The sequence below is a fragment of the Ignavibacteria bacterium genome, assembly GCA_013177855.1.
In the GTDB taxonomy this organism is placed as follows: domain Bacteria; phylum Bacteroidota; class Ignavibacteria; order Ch128b; family Ch128b; genus Ch128b.
In genome coordinates this window covers 1,452,736-1,471,785 of the sequence record JABLYA010000001.1, presented here as the reverse complement: position 1 = coordinate 1,471,785, position 19,050 = coordinate 1,452,736, and the positions used below count along the sequence as shown (strand labels likewise).

The following is a 19,050-nucleotide window of genomic DNA, read 5'->3' as shown; positions in this document are numbered from 1 at the left end:
ATTTGAAAGGCTTTTAAATTCAACAAAAAAATACGAGTTTATAAGATTAAGCTTAAACTTTAATTCATTCTGGATGGAATGAAAAATTTTTTCAAGATAATTACAAAGTCATTTGAAAAGATAGGACTTATTAAGAGATCAAAAATGAAGTTTTGCTTTTTGCGAATTGATTAAAACTTTTAATTTTATCTTTAGCAACATCATCAGCTGAATATTTTATTGTTTTAATTTTCCAATAAAATAAAAAATGTCAGGCTAAGATAAATTCTTAACCTGACATAAACAGTAAGTTGACAGAATAACTATTTATTTAATGTTCAACTGATCCAGAGAATAATTATCAGAAGAAATTCGCTGCTTCAAGTTCGTAATATTTGATCTCAGGAATTTTCAAATGTTCTTTTAGATATTTTACTTCTTTTCTGATTTCTTCAATCTTGTTCTCCGTGTCTTCAACAATGGTAATTGTAAAATATCCGGGCCAGATTTTGTTATCATACAATGGGTCAGTATTTGCAACTTTTCCTACTGCTTTATCAATTCGGGTGAAGTTTTTAATTTCCAGTTTTTCTAAAATCTGGTCTACGCTTTCTGTTTCAGAAACATTATGGATAATAAATGCAACTTTCATAATTAACTCTCTTTATTTTTCTTTAATCGACTTTCAAAAATGTTGTAAATTACCGGCACAATAATCAATGTGATGAAAGTAGAGAAAGTCATACCGCCAACCATTGCAGCTCCAAGCGGTTTCCAGGTTTCCGAACCACTTCCAGTGCTCAGTGCAAGCGGCAGCAATCCAAATATTGTTGTAAAGGATGTCATTAAAACTGGTCTTAAACGACTTCGTCCACCATTTAAAATTGCTTCAACAAGGCGCTGACCTCTTGCCCTTAAGATGTTTATGAAGTCCACAAGTACAATTGCGTTATTTACTACAATACCAACTAACATAATTATTCCAAGGAATGAAATGACATTTAAAGTTTGACGAAATACAAATAAACCAATCAATACACCAGCGAAAGCAAAAGGAATACTGAACATAATGATAAATGGGTCAAGCAAGCTTTCAAACTGCGCTGCCATTACAATGTAGACAAGAACGATACTCAACAAGAGTAGAAGCAATAAATCACCAAATGCTTCCTGTTGTTGTTCATAACTTCCGCCGAAATCAATTCTGGTATTTGGCGGTAATGGGATATCTTTCAAAATATTTTCAATTTCTAAAACAGCCTGACCTAAAGAAGTACCGGAAAGACCTGCCTCAACTTTTACAATTCGTTCTTGATTCTTTCTATCAATTTCAATCGGACTGAATTCAGTTTTAATTGTTGCGAAATTTTTCAAAGGAATTTGTTTACCCATTACATTCGTAACTTCCAGATTAGCAATATCTTCAACTTTCATCCTATAATTTTCATCCAGTCGAAGCCTAATGTCATAAGTTGTCTTTGTACCTCTGAATTGAGTTGGAATGTTTCCAAAGACATAATTTCTCAAGCTCGTTGCAATTAATGCGGTATTTAATCCGAGCATTGCAGCTTTATCTTTATCAATTAAAATTGTGATCTCAGGTTTATTTTCCTGCAAAGAGATTTGCGGTTCGACGACACCTTTAACGGTAGAAATTTTATCCCGAATTTGTTCAGCAACTTTTCGAGATGCATTTAAATCAGGACCTAAAATTTCAATTGATATTGGTTTGCCCTGACCAAAAATTGCAGCTTGTCCGCCAGCCTGAGTTAAAACATTAAGCTTATTTATTTTTGGAAATTGCTTTAGAAATTCTCTCAAATCATCGGCAATCTGTTTATTTGATCTTTTTCGTTCTTCCACATTAACGAGTCTTAAATTAATAATTCCAATGTTCTCACCTTCCTTTGTACCAAATACCGAACCTAATCCCGATGCACTTTGACCAACCTGATAAAAAATATCTTTTATCTCTGGAGTTCGTTCTTTTATAAGATCGTACATTTCGCGGACAAATTTTTCAGTTTCATAAACGCTTGTTCCAACTGGCAATTCAATTATAACCTGGACTTGTGAGCTGTCACTTTCAGGAATAAAATCAGAACCGATAAAAGGAATAAGCCCAAGTGTTAAAGCCAAAAACAAAACTCCAATAACTAAAGTTGTCTTTTTATGATTGATAGCCCAAATAAGAATATTGTAGTAGATTTCATCAATTTTATTAAAAATATTTTCACTCCAATTAAATAATTTATCAAGGAATTTTTCTGATTCCTTTTTTTCTTCAACTTTCTTTAGAAGAGTTGAGGTAAGCATTGGAGTTAAAAACAAAGCAACGAAGAGGGACATTGAAATTGTAATAGTTGTGATTGCAGCAAGTTGCGTAAAAAGTATCCCTGCTATACCTGTTAAGAAAAACAAAGGAGCGAATACAGCTATTGTTGTCAATGTTGATGCAAGAAGAGCTGAACCAACTTCACTTGCACCATACATTGAGGCTTCCTTTATATGCTCACCTCTTTCAATATGCTTTACAACATTTTCAAGAACAACTATCGCATTATCCACAACCATTCCCACTGCAATAGCAATTGAAGAGAGAGAAAGAATGTTTATTGTATACTTAAAGACATACATAAAGAAGAATGCAATAATCAAAGAGAATGGAATGGAAAGCACAATTATCAAACTGGCTCTAACTCTTCTTAAGAAAAGTAAAACCACAATCGAAACCAGCAAAAGACTTGTTAAGAAAGTTTTTAACAAGTTGTTAATCGATCTTTTAATAAACTCCGCACCATCAAAAACAATGTTGATTTTCAAGCCATATTCTTTCTCAATCTTTGCAATTTCTTTTTTCAATGATTCGGAGACGTCAACTGTATTAGCTCCAGAAAGTTTATTCATTAAAACTACAACGCCTTTTTCACCGTTAATTAAGGTTCTTCTCTCATCTTTAGTAACGGTATCAACAATAGTTGCAATATCCTTTAAGTATAAAATTTGACCACCGCTTGCACCAATAACAACATTTTCAATATCTGCAGGAGAAGCAAATTCGCCCTTTACTCTGAGTATATAAGAAAGTTTTTTATCATCAAGATTTCCAGCAGGCAATGTTAAGTTTTCAGCTCGCACAATTTGTGCAATTTGATTTATTGAAAGATTGTAGGCTTTAAGTTTATTCGGATCAAAATCCACTCTTATTTCTCTTGCTGGAGCGCCAAATGCCTGAACTCCGCCAACTCCAGGAATTCTTACAAGACGATCGGCAATATTATCATCAACAAAATCTTTAAATTCTTTGTAGTCAAGATTTTTAGGGACAGTTATACCTGCAACAATAACTGGAAATTGTTCTGTGCTGAATTTAAATATCTTTGGACTTTCAACACCATCGGGTAGTTGAACCTTTGCAAATTCGAGAGAAGAACGGCAGTCATTAGCCGCCTCATCAAGATCAGTTCCCCAATCAAATTCAAGCGTTACAACTGATATATTTTCTTTTGAAATAGAAGTTATCTTCTTCAGATTAGGTACAGAAGCAAGAGATTTCTCAATTATTCTCGTAACTTTTACTTCGATATCATCAGCACTTGAACCAGGATAAGTTGTTAGAACTGTTAAAATAGGCGCTTCAATTTTAGGAAGCAGATCTATTGGAATTAATCTTATTGAATAAAGTCCAAAAACAAGCGTCGCAATGAAAATCATTGTTGTAAAAACAGGACGCTTTACGCCAATTTCTGGTAATTTCATAGAAAATATCTCCTCTCCTTATAAACCTTTGAAAAGTTTTACTTTTTCTCCATCAGTTAAATTAGCCTGACCCTCAACAATAATTTGATCTCCTTCGTTTAATCCTGATTTTATAACGGTTTCATCATTGACTTCTTTACCCTTCACAACATATTTCTTTCTTGCTTTACCATCTTGATAAACATAAACAAAGTTCTTTCCTGTTAATGGATCTGCTAAAATAGCTGATGTAGGAATTAATAAATCTTTTGTCTCGCCCAAATCAATTTCTACTCGAACAAATGAATTAGCTTTTATTTTATTTCCACGATTTGGTACTCGAAGTTCAAGCTCAACTTTTTTGCTGACTGGATCAACAACTGGACTAATTCTTGTCACATACCCGGTAAAAATTTCTCCAGGCAGAAAATCACTCGTTACTAAAGCCTTCTGGCCAATTTTGATCTTATAAGCATCTAATTCGTTAACAGAAATTTTTACTTTAAGTTCACTTACATTCATTAAGTGCAAAATTGCAGGCACTGATCTACCACCAGCAGGAGCCATTAAAAACAACTCGCCGTCATTCAAATACTTTGCAGTAATTACACCCGAAAATGGTGCGCGCAATTGTGTATTCTCTAATATCTTTTCATAATTCGTCTTTAATGTTTCGTATGCAAGTTTGAATTTTTCATATTGTTGGTCAGAGATTGCACCTTCGGCTTTCAATTTCTCGGCTCTCTCAAAATCTCTTTTTGCATCGTTAAATTGAATTTCAATTTGAGTTAATTGCTGATCATCCATTTGAACCAGCAACTGTCCTTGCTTAACATAATCACCTTCTTTTACATAAATTTTTCTGACTCTCGATGCCATTTGAGCAGCAAGCGCTGCTTCTTCCCATGGATAAACCGTTCCGGTAAACAATAAGTTGTTCTTAACGACTTTTCTTTCAACTTTCTGAACAGTTACTGATTTAATTTCTTCTTTTTGAGCTTCCTTTTTTGGATTACAACCAATGATTGCAATAATTAATGTTAATACTAAAAAGAATTTGATCTTCATTTTCATACCCTCTATTTAGTTGATTTGTTTAGATAAAATTCAAGTTCAGCTTGTGCAACCAAGTATTCATAAATTGCCTGAGCATAACCAAGCTCAGCAGAAAGTAAGTTTACATTTGCATTGCTGATTTCAATTTGCGTACTCATACCTTCATTGTAACGAACTTCAGCAATGCGATAATTAATTCTTGCTTTCTCTCTGTTTAATTTTTGAGCTTCTATTTTTTCAAGCGCAGTTGCCATTCGATTCTTTGTATTTGTGATAGCTATATCAAGCTGCTTCTTAGTGTAATTAATTGTCTCTTCAAGTTGTTTAGATTGAATTTCGGCCTGTTCTACGCGGCTTTTAACACCAAATCCTGAGAAAATTGGAACACTTAAAGTCAATCCAACCGAAGCACTTTTAACCCATCGATAAGTATTAAAATTATAATCTTCAGCCTGGGTTTGAATTTGATAATTTCCAAAAGCAACCAGACTTGGGAAGTGTCCCCATCTTTGCAGCATTATATTTTTATCGGCAATTTGTTTTTGTAATCCGAGCTTCTTTAATGTAAATGTGTTTTCAACTACATAACTATCAATCTGAGGTAAAGTTTTGCTTGTGAAGAAATTCTCAATTGAACCAACAACTTCTATACTGTCTTCTGAAGATAAGTTTAAAAGCGTTTTGAGAAAATTCAGTGCTGTTTCATAGGTGTATTCAGCTTGAAGAACATTTGGTTTTATTTTCTCAACCTCAACCTGTGCACTCAAATATTCAAAATCAGAAAGGATTCCTTGTTTGTTGAGTTTCGCGGCATTTTCAAGGTTACGCAAAGCATTTTCATAACTTTGCTTGATAAATTTTTCAGTCTCTCGAGTCAAAAGAACATCCAGAAAGGCTTTTGTAGTATTTAGTCTGATTTGAGCCAATGTTTCTTCATAACTTAGATTACTTAATTCAAGCCCTAACTTACTCATTACAATTCCAGTATATGCCTGTCCAACAAAGATCGGCAATCCAAGTTTTAATTGTCCAGAGTAAGAATTCTTCGAGCCAATTTCGATAGGCCTGACCTGTCCAGTACCACCAAAGAAATCCGGCAAAAAGAACACTGGCTTTTTGATATTTCTAATGTAAGTTCCTTCTGCAGAGATACTTGGGAAAAGAGATGACAACGATTCTGTTAGTTTAGATTCTGACTTCTCAATATCATAACGGGCAATTTTTATTTGAGAATTTTCTTTCAGGGCAATTTCAATTGCTTTGTCCAGAGTCAGATTTGAAATGATTTTCTTTTCACCTGCGGAAAGAAAATTTTGTGAACAAAAGATAACGAAGATAATTAAGATAAGCTTCCTCATATTTCTCCTTTTTCAATTTGATTTACCAATTCAAGTGAAACTTTATAAAATTTTTGCATTGCAGAGAGGTATTCTCTTTGCTCTTCGGGTGAGAGTTTAGAAATTAATTTTTTAAATAAAGACTTGTTTTCTTCTATGTGCTGCTCGATAAATTTTTTCCCCTTTGGAGAAAGGTTAAGAATGATTTTTCTTCTGTCTTCCGGAGAAATTTTTCGATCCACATATTTCATCGTCACAAGTCTATCCACAAGCTCAGAAGCTGAGCTTTGAGCTATCACCAATTTATCTGCAAGTTCTTTTAAGGTAATATTTGGAATATGACAGATGTATTGAAGAGCGAATAGTTGAGTAAGCGTAAGCTCTGATTTAAATATTGTAGGATTAAGTTTAAACATCACTTCACGGAGCTTATAACCAAGCTCCATTAATTCATTAATTATTGCTTCTGTTTCTTGATTTTTACTCATTCGGTTTTCCAATTATTAGAATTACGATATAATAGTTATCCGAATATTTCGGAATACGAAGCAAATATAAGTTTAAAAATGTTCCTAAGTCAAGTTTAAATTTTATCACTAAAGATATCTTAATTAAGCATTTTTGAATAGAGCAAATCCGCCCAATAGAGCTGCATTATCTTTAAGATGAGAAATTGAAATTCGAGTGCCCTTAAAATTGCTTTTTAAAGCAGTTTCTTTTGCCTTTTCTTTTATGATGGGAAGCATAAAACTGCCAATTGCTTCTATAACACCACCTGCAAACACAACACAATCTAAATCAAACATGTTGATCAGATTTCCTGTTGTTTTACCAAGCTCTTCAGCCGCATGCTGAACTGCTTTGATTGTAACCTTATCTTTTTTCTTGATTGCCTGAGCTAAAATTCCAGATTTAATCACTTTTCGGTCATCTGTTAATTTAATAATGACAGACTTTTTCCCTTTTTTGATTTCTTCGTTAATAATTCTTGTGATAGCAGTTCTTGAAGCTTCTGTCTCAAGACAACCGTAATTACCGCAGCCACATTTGTGACCATTTTCTTTAATTTTAATATGCCCAATTTCTCCTGCCGAAAAATTTTTGCCTCTATAAAGTTTTCCATCAATGATTATACCTGCACCAACACCTGTCCCAACGAAAATTGCAATTAAGTTTTTACAATTTTCACTGCTTTCGAAATGATAGATTCCGAGTGTCCCGAGATTAGCATCATTTTCGATGAAGACTTCTTTATTAAAGTGATTCTTTATTGGATCAATCACATCAACTTTTTTTAATCCAAGATTAGGAGCAAGATTTACAATTCCCGTTTCAGGATTGAGTGATCCAGGAATTCCAAGAACAATTCCATCAAGATTGGAAGGACTTAAATTTTTTAGACTAAGTGCCTCTTCTATTGTTAAAATTACCCTATCGAAAACTGTTTCTGACTTATTTTTAGATTTGGTCGATTTTTTGGCTAAAGAAATAATCTCTGCATTTTTATTTAAGATTGCAGCTAAAATTTTTGTCCCCCCAAGATCAACAACCGCAATATAATTTTTTATTTCTGGCATTAATAAATCTTTTTGGTTTAAAATAAAAATTTAGAAAATAAAAAAGGGAAGACTTTCGTCTTCCCTTTACAAATACAACTTATTGAAGGGACTTGTAAGTGAACCACCAATCGAAACCTTCCCAGGATTTTCTCTTCTCGGCTTCAACAACATCCTTTGGTGGCGGAATAATAACTTTATCTTTGATAAGTTCATTATTGGGCCAGTTCTCAGGCATTGCAACTTTATTAGCGTCTGAAATTTGTAATGCCTTCAATGCACGAAGTACTTCATCAATTTGTCTTCCTATTTCCTGAGGATAATAAATCATCAATCGTATGGTTCCAGTTGGATCAATTACAAAGACAGCGCGAACTGTATTCGTTCCTTTTCCAGGATGAACCATTCCAAGCGCTTTTGCAACATTACCCATATCATCTGCAATAATTGGGAATGGAATCTCAATTCCTAATTTTTCTTTGATCCATTCTACCCACTTGATGTGAGAAAATACTTGATCGATAGATAAACCAATCAATTCGGCATTTAATTTTTTGAATTCTTCATTTCTCTTTGCAAAAGCAACAAATTCTGTTGTACAAACTGGTGTAAAATCAGCGGGATGACTAAAAAGAACGATCCATTTACCTTTATAGTCTTCTGGTATCCTTTTCATACCGTGAGTTGTTTGAACTTCAAGAGATGGAATTTTTTCTCCTAACAAAGGAATTCCAGTTCTTGTTTCGTTAGTCATTGTATCCTCCATAATTTTTCAGGTTAGATGCCACAAACAAAACTAGGTTTCGATTAACCTATTTACGAGTTTATTTTGAGTCATTTAAAAAGATACTGAGCAAAAAGGCTGAACGAAGAAAATTCCTCCTGGTAAAAAGAGCCTTCGTTCAGCCTGATTTTATTAATAACTATCTTTGGATAAAATAACCTTCCCTCGAAATACCCTATAAATAAAAATTGTATAAGCAATAACCACAGGCATACCAATCAAAGCTATAATTAACATTGTCTTTAAAGTATATTGTGAAGATGAGGCATTATAAATAGTCAAGCTATAATTTGCCAGATCAATATTTGATGGAACTAGTTTTGGATAAAGACTTAAAGCTAATAAACCAATTACGGCTGCAATTATTACAGATGAAGAGACAAATGCCCAGCCAAATTTACGACCTTTCAGCGCAATGGGATAATAAACAAATCCGGCAAGCAAAACCAAAAACACAATCCAGAATAATACGTTCTTCATTATTCCTTCAAATAAATAAGAAGCAACAAATAAAGTTACAATTGTTGAAATAACATAAAGAGATACAAATGCAATGTAAGCACCATTTGCCCATTTAATCATTTTTTCAAGGTGAGCTCCATCTGTTTTCATTGTCATATAAGTTGCACCCTGCATCACAAACATCGCAAATCCAGTCAATCCGATTAAAATTGCATAGGGATTCAATAATCCAAGAAAGGTAATGTGAGAGACAATTTTGCCATCCACAAATTCAATTGGTAAACCTTTCATTATATTTCCAATAGCAACGCCATATAAGAGTGCAGGGACAGTACTTCCAAGCGCAAATGCTAAGTCCCATTTCTTCTTCGCTTCTGGTGTTTCTGAAAATTTTCTAAATTCAAATGAAACTGCTCTAAAGATTAAAAAGAAAAGGAGAAGCATAAATGCCAGATAAAATCCACTAAAAACTGTCGCATAAACAATAGGAAATGCAGCAAACAAAGCACCGCCGCCAGTTAGTAACCATACTTCATTTCCATCCCATACCGGTCCAACTGCATTTATGTTAACTTTTCTTTCTCTTTCATCTTTGGTGAAGAGTTGAATCACTCCAACACCAAGGTCAAATCCATCAAGTATTGCGTAACCAATAATTAAGATACCAACTAAAAGAAACCAGATAGTGTTAAGATCTATCATTGTAAAACCTCCTGTGTAGTTGTTGCCTCTGCGCCTTTTTTAACCCATCTGAATAGTAATGAAAGAAAGATGGAAAGCAACAAGATATAAATCAGAACAAAAATTATAATAGAGAAAAGCAATTCACCGGCACCAACCGTTACAGAGACAGCGTCCTTCGTTTTCATCAATTTATAAACAATCCATGGTTGTCTTCCAACCTCAGCTGAAATCCAACCGAGTTGACATGCGATTAATGGTAATGGAGTCGACCACATTAAAATTTTCAGCAATCCTTTTTTCTCGAATAACTTTTTCTTTCTCAAGAAATATGCAGAAAGAGCTGTAATAAATATAAAATACAACCCAAGCACTACCATATTATGATAAGAAACGAATGTTATCCACAAAGGTGGAATTTCATCTGGCGGAAATTCATTTATTCCTTTTATCTCCGCATTAATATCACCAAAAGCTAACCAGCTTAAAAGTCCTGGAATTTCAACAGGGAAATAAAGTTTAGGTGGTTTTGTCCCAGGAATTGCAAATATTGCAAGCGGTGCACCTTCCTGAGTTTTATATAAACCTTGAATTGCAGCAAACTTCTCCGGTTGAGTTTGTGCAACTTGTTTTGCGTGTTCATGACCAAATGGGAACAATTCAAGTAACGAAACAATCAATCCAAAAACAACGGAGAAAGAAATGGCTTTCTTTGCAACATCAACTGATTTATTTCTAATTAGCCAGTAAGCTGCAACTCCCGTCATTAAAAACGCACCACTAATTAATGAAGCTGTAAAAGTGTGGAAAAATCTTGGCAATGTTGAAGGATTAAATACAGCAGCCCAGAAATCAACAAGTTCAGCTCTATTGTTCTGAATTACATAACCCGCAGGTGTTTGCTGCCAGGAATTAGCAACTAAAATCCAGAACGCAGAGATTGTTGAACCGACAGCAACCATTAGAATTGAAAACCAGTGAACTCCTTTCGATACTCTTTCCCTGCCAAAGATATACAAACCAAGAAATGTCGATTCAAGGAAAAACGCGAAGACACCTTCAGCTGCAAGAGGTGCACCAAAAACATCACCAACAAATTTTGAATATTCTGACCAGTTCGTACCAAATTGAAATTCCATCACAATACCACTTGCAACTCCTACTGCGAAGATTAAACCAAGCACTTTCCCAAAAAACTTTCCAATCTTTGCATAAATTTCGTCTTTCTTTTTCCACCCAATTGCTTCGATAATTACAAGCATCCAGGCAAGTCCAATTGTAAGCGGTGGAAATAAGAAGTGGAAACCAACTGTGAGAGCGAATTGAAGACGTGCAAGAAGCAATGGATCCATAAATCCTCCCTTTTAATTGTTGATTTTTTGTTTAAGCAAATTACGTCGTCTCATTGATTCTAATGCAAGCTCTTTGATAGATTTACTTGAAAGTCTCTCCCTCATCAATGCAAGCAAATCGCACCATAATGTATGAACCGAACACCATCTTGTATTTGAACAAAATTCTTTGTCGATTAAACATTTATTTAAAGCTAGAGGACCTTCAACAGCTTGAATAATATCGTATGGCGTAATTTCATTAGGATTTTTTGCAAATGAAATTCCACCATTTATACCTTTATAAGATTTAATCAAACCAGCACTGCATAATTGGGGAATAATTTTGCGAAGGAATTTTTCAGGAATATTTTGAAGCTCTGCAATTTCTTTGATTGTTATAATTTCTTTATCCTCGTTCTCGGCGAGATGGATCATTGTTCGAATTGCATATTCACCAGCTAAAGTCAATTGCATTTCTAACTACTGAATCTTTCAATTCAAATATGACAAAATTTGTCATATTTTACAAGCGAATTAATTTATTCTATCAATAAAATTTTATAACTCTTATCTCATTAAACATTATAATTTTTGTTTGCTTAAATCTATTCCCTTTGCACTGTTAACTGAGCTTTGTAATTAATTTTTAGTTCTTTATCTATTTAGTCTAGGATTTGTTCAATATTACTTAATTTTTATCCTTCCATATCACCTTAACTTTCAAGCCTCACTTTTGAACTTGAATTTCATTTTAGATATATTGGAAACGAAAAAAACAATTATAGTTTCTTATGAGAAAAAATGATAATTCCATATCCCGAGAAAAAATTTTAGAAATAGCCCGCCATAAATTTTTTACAGATGGATTTTTTAAAACTTCCATTGATGAAATTGCAAGGGAATATCATATAAGCAAGAAAACGATTTATAAACACTTCAAATCAAAGGATGATTTATTGACAAGCGTAGTTAAAAAATTCACCGGCGAGGTAACTGATTCAATTATTGAAATAATGAAATCCGATAAGAATTCAATTGAGAAATTACTTAATGTATTGAACTTAATCCAAAATTCAATTAGACAATTCAGCCTTCGTTATGTAGATGATATTCAAAAACATAAACCAAAACTCTGGAATTACATTGAAAAATTCAGGAAAGAAAATCTTGAAAAAATTGTCTATCAAACAATTGAAGCAGGAAAAAAGGAAGGTCTGTTCAACGATGTTAATCCTGATATCGTTTTTAGAATATTTTATGGAGCTGTTCGAAATGTTTTAAATCCTGAATTCTTAATCACGAGCCCTATTTCCAGAGACGAAGCTCTCAACGAAACATTTGAAATTCTTTTGAATGGAGTTTTAACTAATGAAGGAAAGAAACTTTACAAAAAACAGAAAAAGGGAAATTGAAAATGAAGAAAATTATTCTATTCCTTCTGATTAGCTGCTTTATTCTCGCTGGTTGCAATTCAAATAAGAAAAATTTAATAGAAACATCGAGCTCAATAGAAGCGACAAATATTGAAGTTCGAGCTAAAGTCACAGGTGATTTACAGAAAATTTTTGTGAAAGAAGGTGAAGAGGTTAAAAAAGGAGATACTTTATTTTTAATAGATCCTAAGGAGATTCTATTACAATACAACCAAGCAGTTGCTAATTACAATTCTGCACTAGCAAAGTATCAAACAATTTTGCAGGGAGTCAGAATCGAAGACAAGGCTCAATTGCGCGAAGTGGTTCGTCAGGCTGAGGTAAATTTTGAAAATGCAAAAAAAGATTTCGAAAGAATTAAAAACCTATTCGAAAGTCAAAGTGTATCTCAAAAAGTTTTTGATGATGCAAAACTGAGATTAGAAATATCAGAAGCTCAATTAAAATCGGCAAGAGAAAATTTACAGAAGGCGGAGAGAGGACCTTTAAAATCAGAAATTGATGCTGCCAAAGCACTGGTTGATGCAGCAAAAGCTAATGTAGAATTACTCGAGAAAAAATTAAGCGATGCGGCTGTAATTTCACCGGCAAATGGTTATGTGTCTTTAATAAACTACGACGAAGGTGAACTTGTTACTTCCGGCTCATTGATTACCAAAATTATTAATCTCGATGAGGTATTTGTAAAAGTTTATGTCAATGAATTAAATCTTGGAAAAATTAAAATAGGAGATGAGGTCGAAATAAAACCTGATGCGTTCCCCGATAAAACATTCAAAGGGAAAATAGTTTTCATATCAAACGAAGCTGAATTCACTCCAAAAAACATTCAGACAAAAGATGAAAGAGTGAAATTAGTTTATGCAGTAAAAATTAAAATTGAAAATCCAGAACATTTGCTTAAAGATGGAATGCTCTGTGATGTGCTTATTAATCTGAAGTAATTTTGATAAAGGACAAAGATCAAACCAATTCCCTTAAAGATTATGTCGAGCGATAAAATTATTCAATGCAAAAATCTTAGAAAAAGATTTAATGACTTAATCGCTTTAGACGACATAACCTTTGAAATTTATAAAGGTGAACTATTTGGACTTGTTGGTCCCGATGGTGCAGGTAAAACTACCTTAATGAAAATATTATGTGGTCTTGAAAAAAAAGACGAAGGTGAAATTTTAATCTTCGGTTTAAATTCCGACGCTAATCGCGCTGAAATCAACAAACGAATTGGTTACCTTTCTCAAAAATTTTCTCTCTATGGTGATTTAACAATTGACGAAAACATCGAATTCTTTGCGAGAATTCATGGTGTAAAAAATTTTCAAAAAAGAAGAGATGAATTGCTTGAGTTTACTCGTTTGACAAAGTTTCGTAATCGACTGGTTGATCATCTCTCAGGAGGAATGAAACAAAAAACAGCTCTTGCATCTGCTCTTATTCACCAACCAGAAATTTTGATTCTTGATGAACCAACAAACGGAGTTGATCCTGTCTCGCGCAGAGATTTCTGGACCATCTTATCTGAATTGCTAAAACAGGGAATCACTATCTTAATTTCAACACCGTATCTTGATGAGACGGAGCGATGCAATCGAATTGCAATGCTTAATAAAGGAAAAATTTTAGCTCTGGAGAACCCGGCTGAACTAAAAAAGACAATCACCAAAAAAGTTTACGAAATAATTTGTTCTCCTGTTAGAACAGCTTATCAATTAATCCAGAAAGAGTTTAAGGATACAGAAGTTCAAATGTTTGGGGATAATATCAACCTAATTTTGGAAGAAAGTCCTGAGAGATACATCAATTTCTTAAAAATGAATAATGTTGATGTTCTTCACATCAAAGAAAAAATCCCAACAATTGAAAATGTTTTTATTCATTTACTCAGGGAGAAGGAATTAATATGAGAGGGAAAATATTTTTCATCGTCTTGTTCGCTTTGAACTTTACTTACGCTCAAGAACTTAGATTATCTTACGATGAGCTGATAAAACTCACACTTGAAAATAACCTTACAATTAAATCATATCAGGAAAAGGTTAATCAAAACAAACTTAAAGAGAACGAAATTTTTCTTGGGACACTTCCTCAATTAAAACTTTCAGGAAGATACTCAAGGATGAATAAGATCGACCCTTTTGTAATTAATTTGCCTTTCGTTCCTGGTTCACCGCAGATTCGAGTTTATGAACCTGTTGAAGAGCAATTTTATTCAAGGATTAGTTTAGATTTCCCACTATTCACTGGATTGAGACAAATAAATTCAATCAAAGCACAAAAGAAAATTGCTGCTGCCAGCGAAGAAGAATTAAATCAAATCAAATGTGATGTTTTATACAAAGCTAAAGAGCTTTTCTTTAATCTTTATCTCTCATATCAAGTTTTGAAATTGATTGAAACAAACATTGAGTATCTGGAAACACAAAAGAAAAACGCAGAAAATTTTTCCAAAAATGGTTTGCTTCAGGAAAATGATGTTTTGAAAATTGATATCGCTCTCACACAGGCAAAAATTAAATTTTACGAGCAGGAAAATTTGATTAATAATCTCAACAATGCTTTATGTCTGATATTAAACTTAGATCCATCGAATAGAATTTACCCAGATTTTGATATTGAAAAATTAACTCAATCCGAAGAAATAGAAAGTTATCTTCCGCATGAAAAACCCGATATCTCTGCACTTAAAAATTTTATTTCAGCTAATGAGTTCTTGAAGAAAGCAAGTTATGGTGCTCTATTTCCAAATCTCTTTCTTAATGCTGGTTATGATTATGCGAAACCAAATCCAAAATATTTCCCGGTCAAAAACGAATGGAAATATTCCTGGGATGTTAATCTTATTTTGCAATTCAATCTATGGGACTGGATGATTCCGCTCAACAAAGCACAACAAATTGAAACACAAATTAAACAGGCGGAATTTCAGCTAAATCAGTTGATCAGAAAATCAGAGAACGAAAGAATAAATCTTATAAATAGAATTCAAACAGAAAAGAAAAAAATTGAACTGACTAAAAAGGAACTTGGTTATGCAACTGAAAATCTGAGAATTACAGAAAATAAATTCAAAGAAGGACTTGCAGCCACAGTTGATTTACTCGACGCCAATCGACAGAAAATTGAAGCTGAAACTCATTTAATTGAATCAAAAATCAAACTTCAACTATTAAAAGAAGAGCTAAAACTTTTGAGCGGAACATATTGATGGATAATTTTGCGATCTGGACAAAAAATCTTACAAAAAAATTCGGCGATTTCGTTTCAGTTGATAATATTTCAATTCAAGTTGAGAAAGGAGACATTTTTGGTTTTATCGGGGCAAATGGTGCTGGTAAAACCACAACAATTAGAATGTTATGCGGAATTTTAGATCCAACATCCGGAGAAGGTAAAGTTGCAGGCTACGATATTTTCAAGGAACAGGAAAAGATAAAAGAAAACATCGGATATATGTCTCAAAAGTTTTCTCTTTACAATGATTTAACAGTTGAAGAAAACATTAACTTTTATTGCGGTGCTTACAAACTTTCCAACCAGGAAAGAAAAATTGCAAAAGAAAGAGCTTACCAAATTTCTGAACTGAAAAGTTTAAAAGACACACTTACCCGTGATCTCCCAGTTGGATGGAAACAGCGACTCGCGTTGAGTTGTGCACTGCTTCATAACCCACAGATCGTTTTTCTTGACGAACCAACTGCCGGAGTTGATCCAATCTCAAGAAGAAAATTCTGGGATTTGATTTATGAACTTTCGTCCGAAGGAATAACTGTTTTTGTAACAACCCATTTCCTTGATGAAGCTGAACATTGCACCAAAATTGGTTTGATCAACAATGGGAAAATCATTGCTCAGGATACTCCTTCACGATTAAAAAATTTTTTCGATTTTGATATTTATGAAGTTTTCTCTTCGGATAACCTTAAACTTTGTGAATTGATCAACGAAGAAAAAATTTGCAAAAGTGCTTTCATCTTTGGCAACTCAATTCATATCGTAACAGATAAAGATCAAAAAATCAGGGAAGACATTTTATCACTTTCGAGAAAAAACTTTCTAGAAGTTTATTCGATATCCCAAATTCATCCAACACTGGAAGATGTCTTTATAAATCTAATTGAGGAAAAACAAGCATTCAAAAATGATTGAAAAAATTTTTGCAAGTTTCAGAAGGATCTTACCAATAATCAAAAAAGAATTCTTACAATTCACAAGAGATAAACGAAGTCTTGCTGTTTTTCTTTTTGTTCCTTCTTTTATGCTAGTACTATTTGGTTACGCTCTTAATCTTGACGTTAAGAATGCAAAATTTGTCGTATACGATCAGGATAATTCCGTTTTTTCACGAGACCTGATTTCATCTTTATCCCACTACGAACATTTTACATTTTCTGGATATGTTTCGAGTTACAAAGAGATTGAGGGAAAAATTGAAAACGATGATATAAAGTTTGGTATCATAATCCCAAGCAATTTTGAAAAAAATTTCTCTCTTGGTAAAGAAACCAAAATTCAAATTCTTGTCGATGGTTCTCAATCGATGATTGCATCAAACATCATCGGCTATTTAAATGCTCACATCAATAACTTCTCAGTAAAATCAAATCTTAAAAATGTAAGTGTAAGTTTTCCGCAAGTTGTAATAATGCCAAGAATCTGGTACAACCCCGAATTGAGAACAGCAAACTTTTTCATTCCTGGTTTGATTGGTTTTATAATGATGATTATGGCTGTGGTTGCAACATCGCTTACTATTGTAAGAGAAAAAGAACGAAATACAATTGAACAGATTATTATATCGCCTGTAAAAGTCTACGAGCTTATTGCAGCAAAATTGGTTGCTCCTCTTTCAATTGCGTTTTTGGCTGCCGTTTTAATTTTAGTGACAGGATATCTTTTATTTAATGTGCAAATTAAAGGCAACTTGATTTTACTTTTCATTGCAACAATAATCTTTCTATTGACTTCCCTTGCCTTTGGAGTTTTTATTTCGGTTCTTTCTGATAGTCAGCAGGTAGCGTTCCTTGCATCTCTTCTATCGACAATTATTCCGACGCTTGTTTTTTCAAATTTTGTTTTTCCACTTAGAAGTATGCCGGAAATATTGCAATACATTAGTTACATCATTCCTGCTAAATATTATCTGGTGATTTTGAGAGGAATTATTCTGAAAGGAGTTGGTTTTTCAATTCTGTGGGAGCAATTCGCTTATCTTTTGTTCTTTCTTTTGATGATGTTTTTGATTTCATCAGTAATTCTAAAAATTAAGGGATTGAAATGATTACACTAATTGAATTTATAAAGAAAGAATTTTTGCAACTGAAACGAGATAAGAGAATGCTTCCGTTAATTTTCCTTGCACCTATTTTGCAATTGATCATAATCGGATATGCAATAACTTTTGATGTTAAAAATATTCCATTTGTGGTTTGTGATCTGGATCGCTCCGAAGAAAGCAGAAATTTTATAGAGAGTTTTAAATCGAGTGGATATTTTACTTTAACTGCAACCGTATTTAATCAAAAAGAAATTGATTTCTATTTAGATAAAAGCCTTGCAACAATAGCAATTGTCATCCCAAAAGATTTTTCTTCAAAAATTAACAAAGGAGAAAAATCAGACATTCAGATTCTTGTTGATGGGTCAGATGCTTATTCTGCCAATGTGAGCTTGAGTTACATTACCGGCTTAACTTTCAATTTCAATAAAAAGATTTTAATTAAATATTTTGATCAGCGTGGAAAACCAATCACATTTGTTAAGATTGATCCGGAAATTCGTGTATGGTATAATCCAGAATTAAAAAGCTCAAATTATTTCGTTCCTGGCATAATTGGATTACTTCTGACAATTATGACTCTCATTTTAACATCAATGGCAATTGTAAAAGAAAAGGAATATGGAACTCATGAACAATTAATTGTGACTCCAATTAGAAAATTTGAATTAATAATAGGCAAGTTAATTCCATTTACAATCATTGGTTTCATTGAAGTATTGCTTGTCATTGCTGCGGCGTTCATATTTTTTGACATAGAACTAAAAGGAAGTCTTTTACTTTTGCTGATTAGCTGCATACCATTTTTATTTTCAACACTCGGATTGGGAATGCTCGTCTCAACAATCTCTCGAACTCAACAACAGGCAATGATGCTAGCTGTCTTCTTGATTATGCTGCCATTTCTTTATCTTTCGGGCTTTACTTTTCCTATCGAGAATATGCCCCCAATTATTCAATTCGCTTCCAACTTTATTCCACTTAAATATTTCTTAATTATTATCAGGTCAATTTTCTTAAAAGGTTCTGGCATTGCAGAATTGTGGGATGAAATGTTAATAATGCTGGCAATTGGGTTGGTAGTCTTTACTCTCAGTGTTTTAGTTTTCAGAAAACAATTGAGCTGAAAATCTATCCTGGTTAATGAATAAGATTTTCAATTTATATTTCAAGTGTATCTTTACTTTTAAGACCTTCGTGGATCAAATTAATTTTTAATTAGCGTAAAACTAATCCGTGAAAATCTGTGTAATTATCTGTGTTAATCTGTGTTCTATTAAAAATTCAAAAATGGGACACAGATGAATACGGATTTAAACGGATTTTCACATATTTTTTTAAAAATCATCTGTTCTGATTTAAAGTGAAATTACTCAGCTTATAAATGCAGCGATTTAGCTTTGCAAAAAATT

Annotated in this window: 17 protein-coding genes; 7 read left to right on the top strand and 10 right to left on the bottom strand. The window is 33.1% G+C overall.

Translation table 11 applies throughout. The features are described from left to right. Nucleotides 1-340: 340 nt before the first annotated feature. The 10 genes from HPY57_06190 to HPY57_06145 all read right to left on the bottom strand — a co-directional run bounded on the left by HPY57_06190 (nt 341) and on the right by HPY57_06145 (nt 11,401). Entirely contained in the window at nt 341-631 is a 291-nt protein-coding gene (locus HPY57_06190; protein NPV11366.1) for a hypothetical protein, read from the bottom strand. 2 nt (nt 632-633) lie between these two features. Beyond that, a complete protein-coding gene (locus HPY57_06185) occupies nt 634-3,738 on the bottom strand; it encodes an efflux RND transporter permease subunit (GenBank protein ID NPV11365.1) in 3,105 nt (1,034 codons plus the stop codon). Between the two features lie 18 nt (nt 3,739-3,756). Continuing rightward, entirely contained in the window at nt 3,757-4,785 is a 1,029-nt protein-coding gene (locus HPY57_06180; GenBank protein NPV11364.1) for an efflux RND transporter periplasmic adaptor subunit, read from the bottom strand. An 11-nt stretch (nt 4,786-4,796) separates the two neighbouring features. Then, the gene (locus HPY57_06175) at nt 4,797-6,131 is read right to left on the bottom strand and encodes a TolC family protein (GenBank protein ID NPV11363.1); all 1,335 of its coding nucleotides are present in this window, start codon (nt 6,129-6,131) and stop codon (nt 4,797-4,799) included. After that, nucleotides 6,128-6,598 carry a MarR family transcriptional regulator gene (locus HPY57_06170; GenBank protein NPV11362.1) on the bottom strand — a complete coding sequence of 157 codons (471 nt, stop codon included), beginning with the start codon at nt 6,596-6,598 and terminating at the stop codon, nt 6,128-6,130. Before HPY57_06170 ends, HPY57_06175 begins: the two co-directional genes overlap by 4 nt. A 123-nt stretch (nt 6,599-6,721) precedes the next feature. Then, on the bottom strand, nt 6,722-7,687 hold the full coding sequence (locus HPY57_06165) for an ROK family protein (GenBank protein ID NPV11361.1): 966 nt from the start codon (nt 7,685-7,687) through the stop codon (nt 6,722-6,724). A 79-nt stretch (nt 7,688-7,766) separates the two neighbouring features. Then, nucleotides 7,767-8,420: a peroxiredoxin gene (locus HPY57_06160; protein ID NPV11360.1), complete on the bottom strand. Its 654-nt coding sequence runs from the start codon at nt 8,418-8,420 to the stop codon at nt 7,767-7,769. Nucleotides 8,421-8,582: 162 nt separating this feature from the next. After that, a complete protein-coding gene (gene cydB, locus HPY57_06155; protein NPV11359.1) occupies nt 8,583-9,611 on the bottom strand; it encodes a cytochrome d ubiquinol oxidase subunit II in 1,029 nt (342 codons plus the stop codon). After that, nucleotides 9,611-10,945, bottom strand: coding sequence for a cytochrome ubiquinol oxidase subunit I (locus tag HPY57_06150; GenBank protein NPV11358.1), 1,335 nt, complete (start codon nt 10,943-10,945; stop codon nt 9,611-9,613). Before HPY57_06150 ends, cydB begins: the two co-directional genes overlap by 1 nt. A gap of 12 nt (nt 10,946-10,957) precedes the next feature. Then, nucleotides 10,958-11,401 (bottom strand): Rrf2 family transcriptional regulator, encoded by a 444-nt coding sequence (locus HPY57_06145; protein NPV11357.1) that lies wholly within the window; start codon nt 11,399-11,401, stop codon nt 10,958-10,960. A 317-nt stretch (nt 11,402-11,718) separates the two neighbouring features. Between HPY57_06145 and HPY57_06140 the strand changes: the two genes are divergently transcribed. Genes HPY57_06140 through HPY57_06110 form a run of 7 tightly spaced genes read left to right on the top strand, consistent with a single transcriptional unit; the run spans nt 11,719 to nt 18,765 of the window. After that, a complete protein-coding gene (locus HPY57_06140) occupies nt 11,719-12,339 on the top strand; it encodes a TetR/AcrR family transcriptional regulator (GenBank protein NPV11356.1) in 621 nt (206 codons plus the stop codon). A gap of 2 nt (nt 12,340-12,341) precedes the next feature. Then, a complete protein-coding gene (locus tag HPY57_06135; GenBank protein ID NPV11355.1) occupies nt 12,342-13,304 on the top strand; it encodes an HlyD family efflux transporter periplasmic adaptor subunit in 963 nt (320 codons plus the stop codon). 42 nt (nt 13,305-13,346) lie between these two features. After that, a complete protein-coding gene (locus tag HPY57_06130) occupies nt 13,347-14,267 on the top strand; it encodes an ABC transporter ATP-binding protein (GenBank protein NPV11354.1) in 921 nt (306 codons plus the stop codon). Next, a complete protein-coding gene (locus tag HPY57_06125; protein ID NPV11353.1) occupies nt 14,264-15,568 on the top strand; it encodes a TolC family protein in 1,305 nt (434 codons plus the stop codon). The genes HPY57_06130 and HPY57_06125 overlap by 4 nt, the downstream gene beginning before the upstream one ends. Next, entirely contained in the window at nt 15,568-16,509 is a 942-nt protein-coding gene (locus tag HPY57_06120) for an ABC transporter ATP-binding protein (protein NPV11352.1), read from the top strand. The genes HPY57_06125 and HPY57_06120 overlap by 1 nt, the downstream gene beginning before the upstream one ends. Continuing rightward, nucleotides 16,502-17,641, top strand: coding sequence for an ABC transporter permease (locus HPY57_06115; protein NPV11351.1), 1,140 nt, complete (start codon nt 16,502-16,504; stop codon nt 17,639-17,641). The genes HPY57_06120 and HPY57_06115 overlap by 8 nt, the downstream gene beginning before the upstream one ends. Beyond that, complete coding sequence (locus HPY57_06110; GenBank protein ID NPV11350.1) at nt 17,638-18,765, top strand: ABC transporter permease; 1,128 nt, start codon at nt 17,638-17,640, stop codon at nt 18,763-18,765. Before HPY57_06115 ends, HPY57_06110 begins: the two co-directional genes overlap by 4 nt. Nucleotides 18,766-19,050 lie beyond the last annotated feature (285 nt).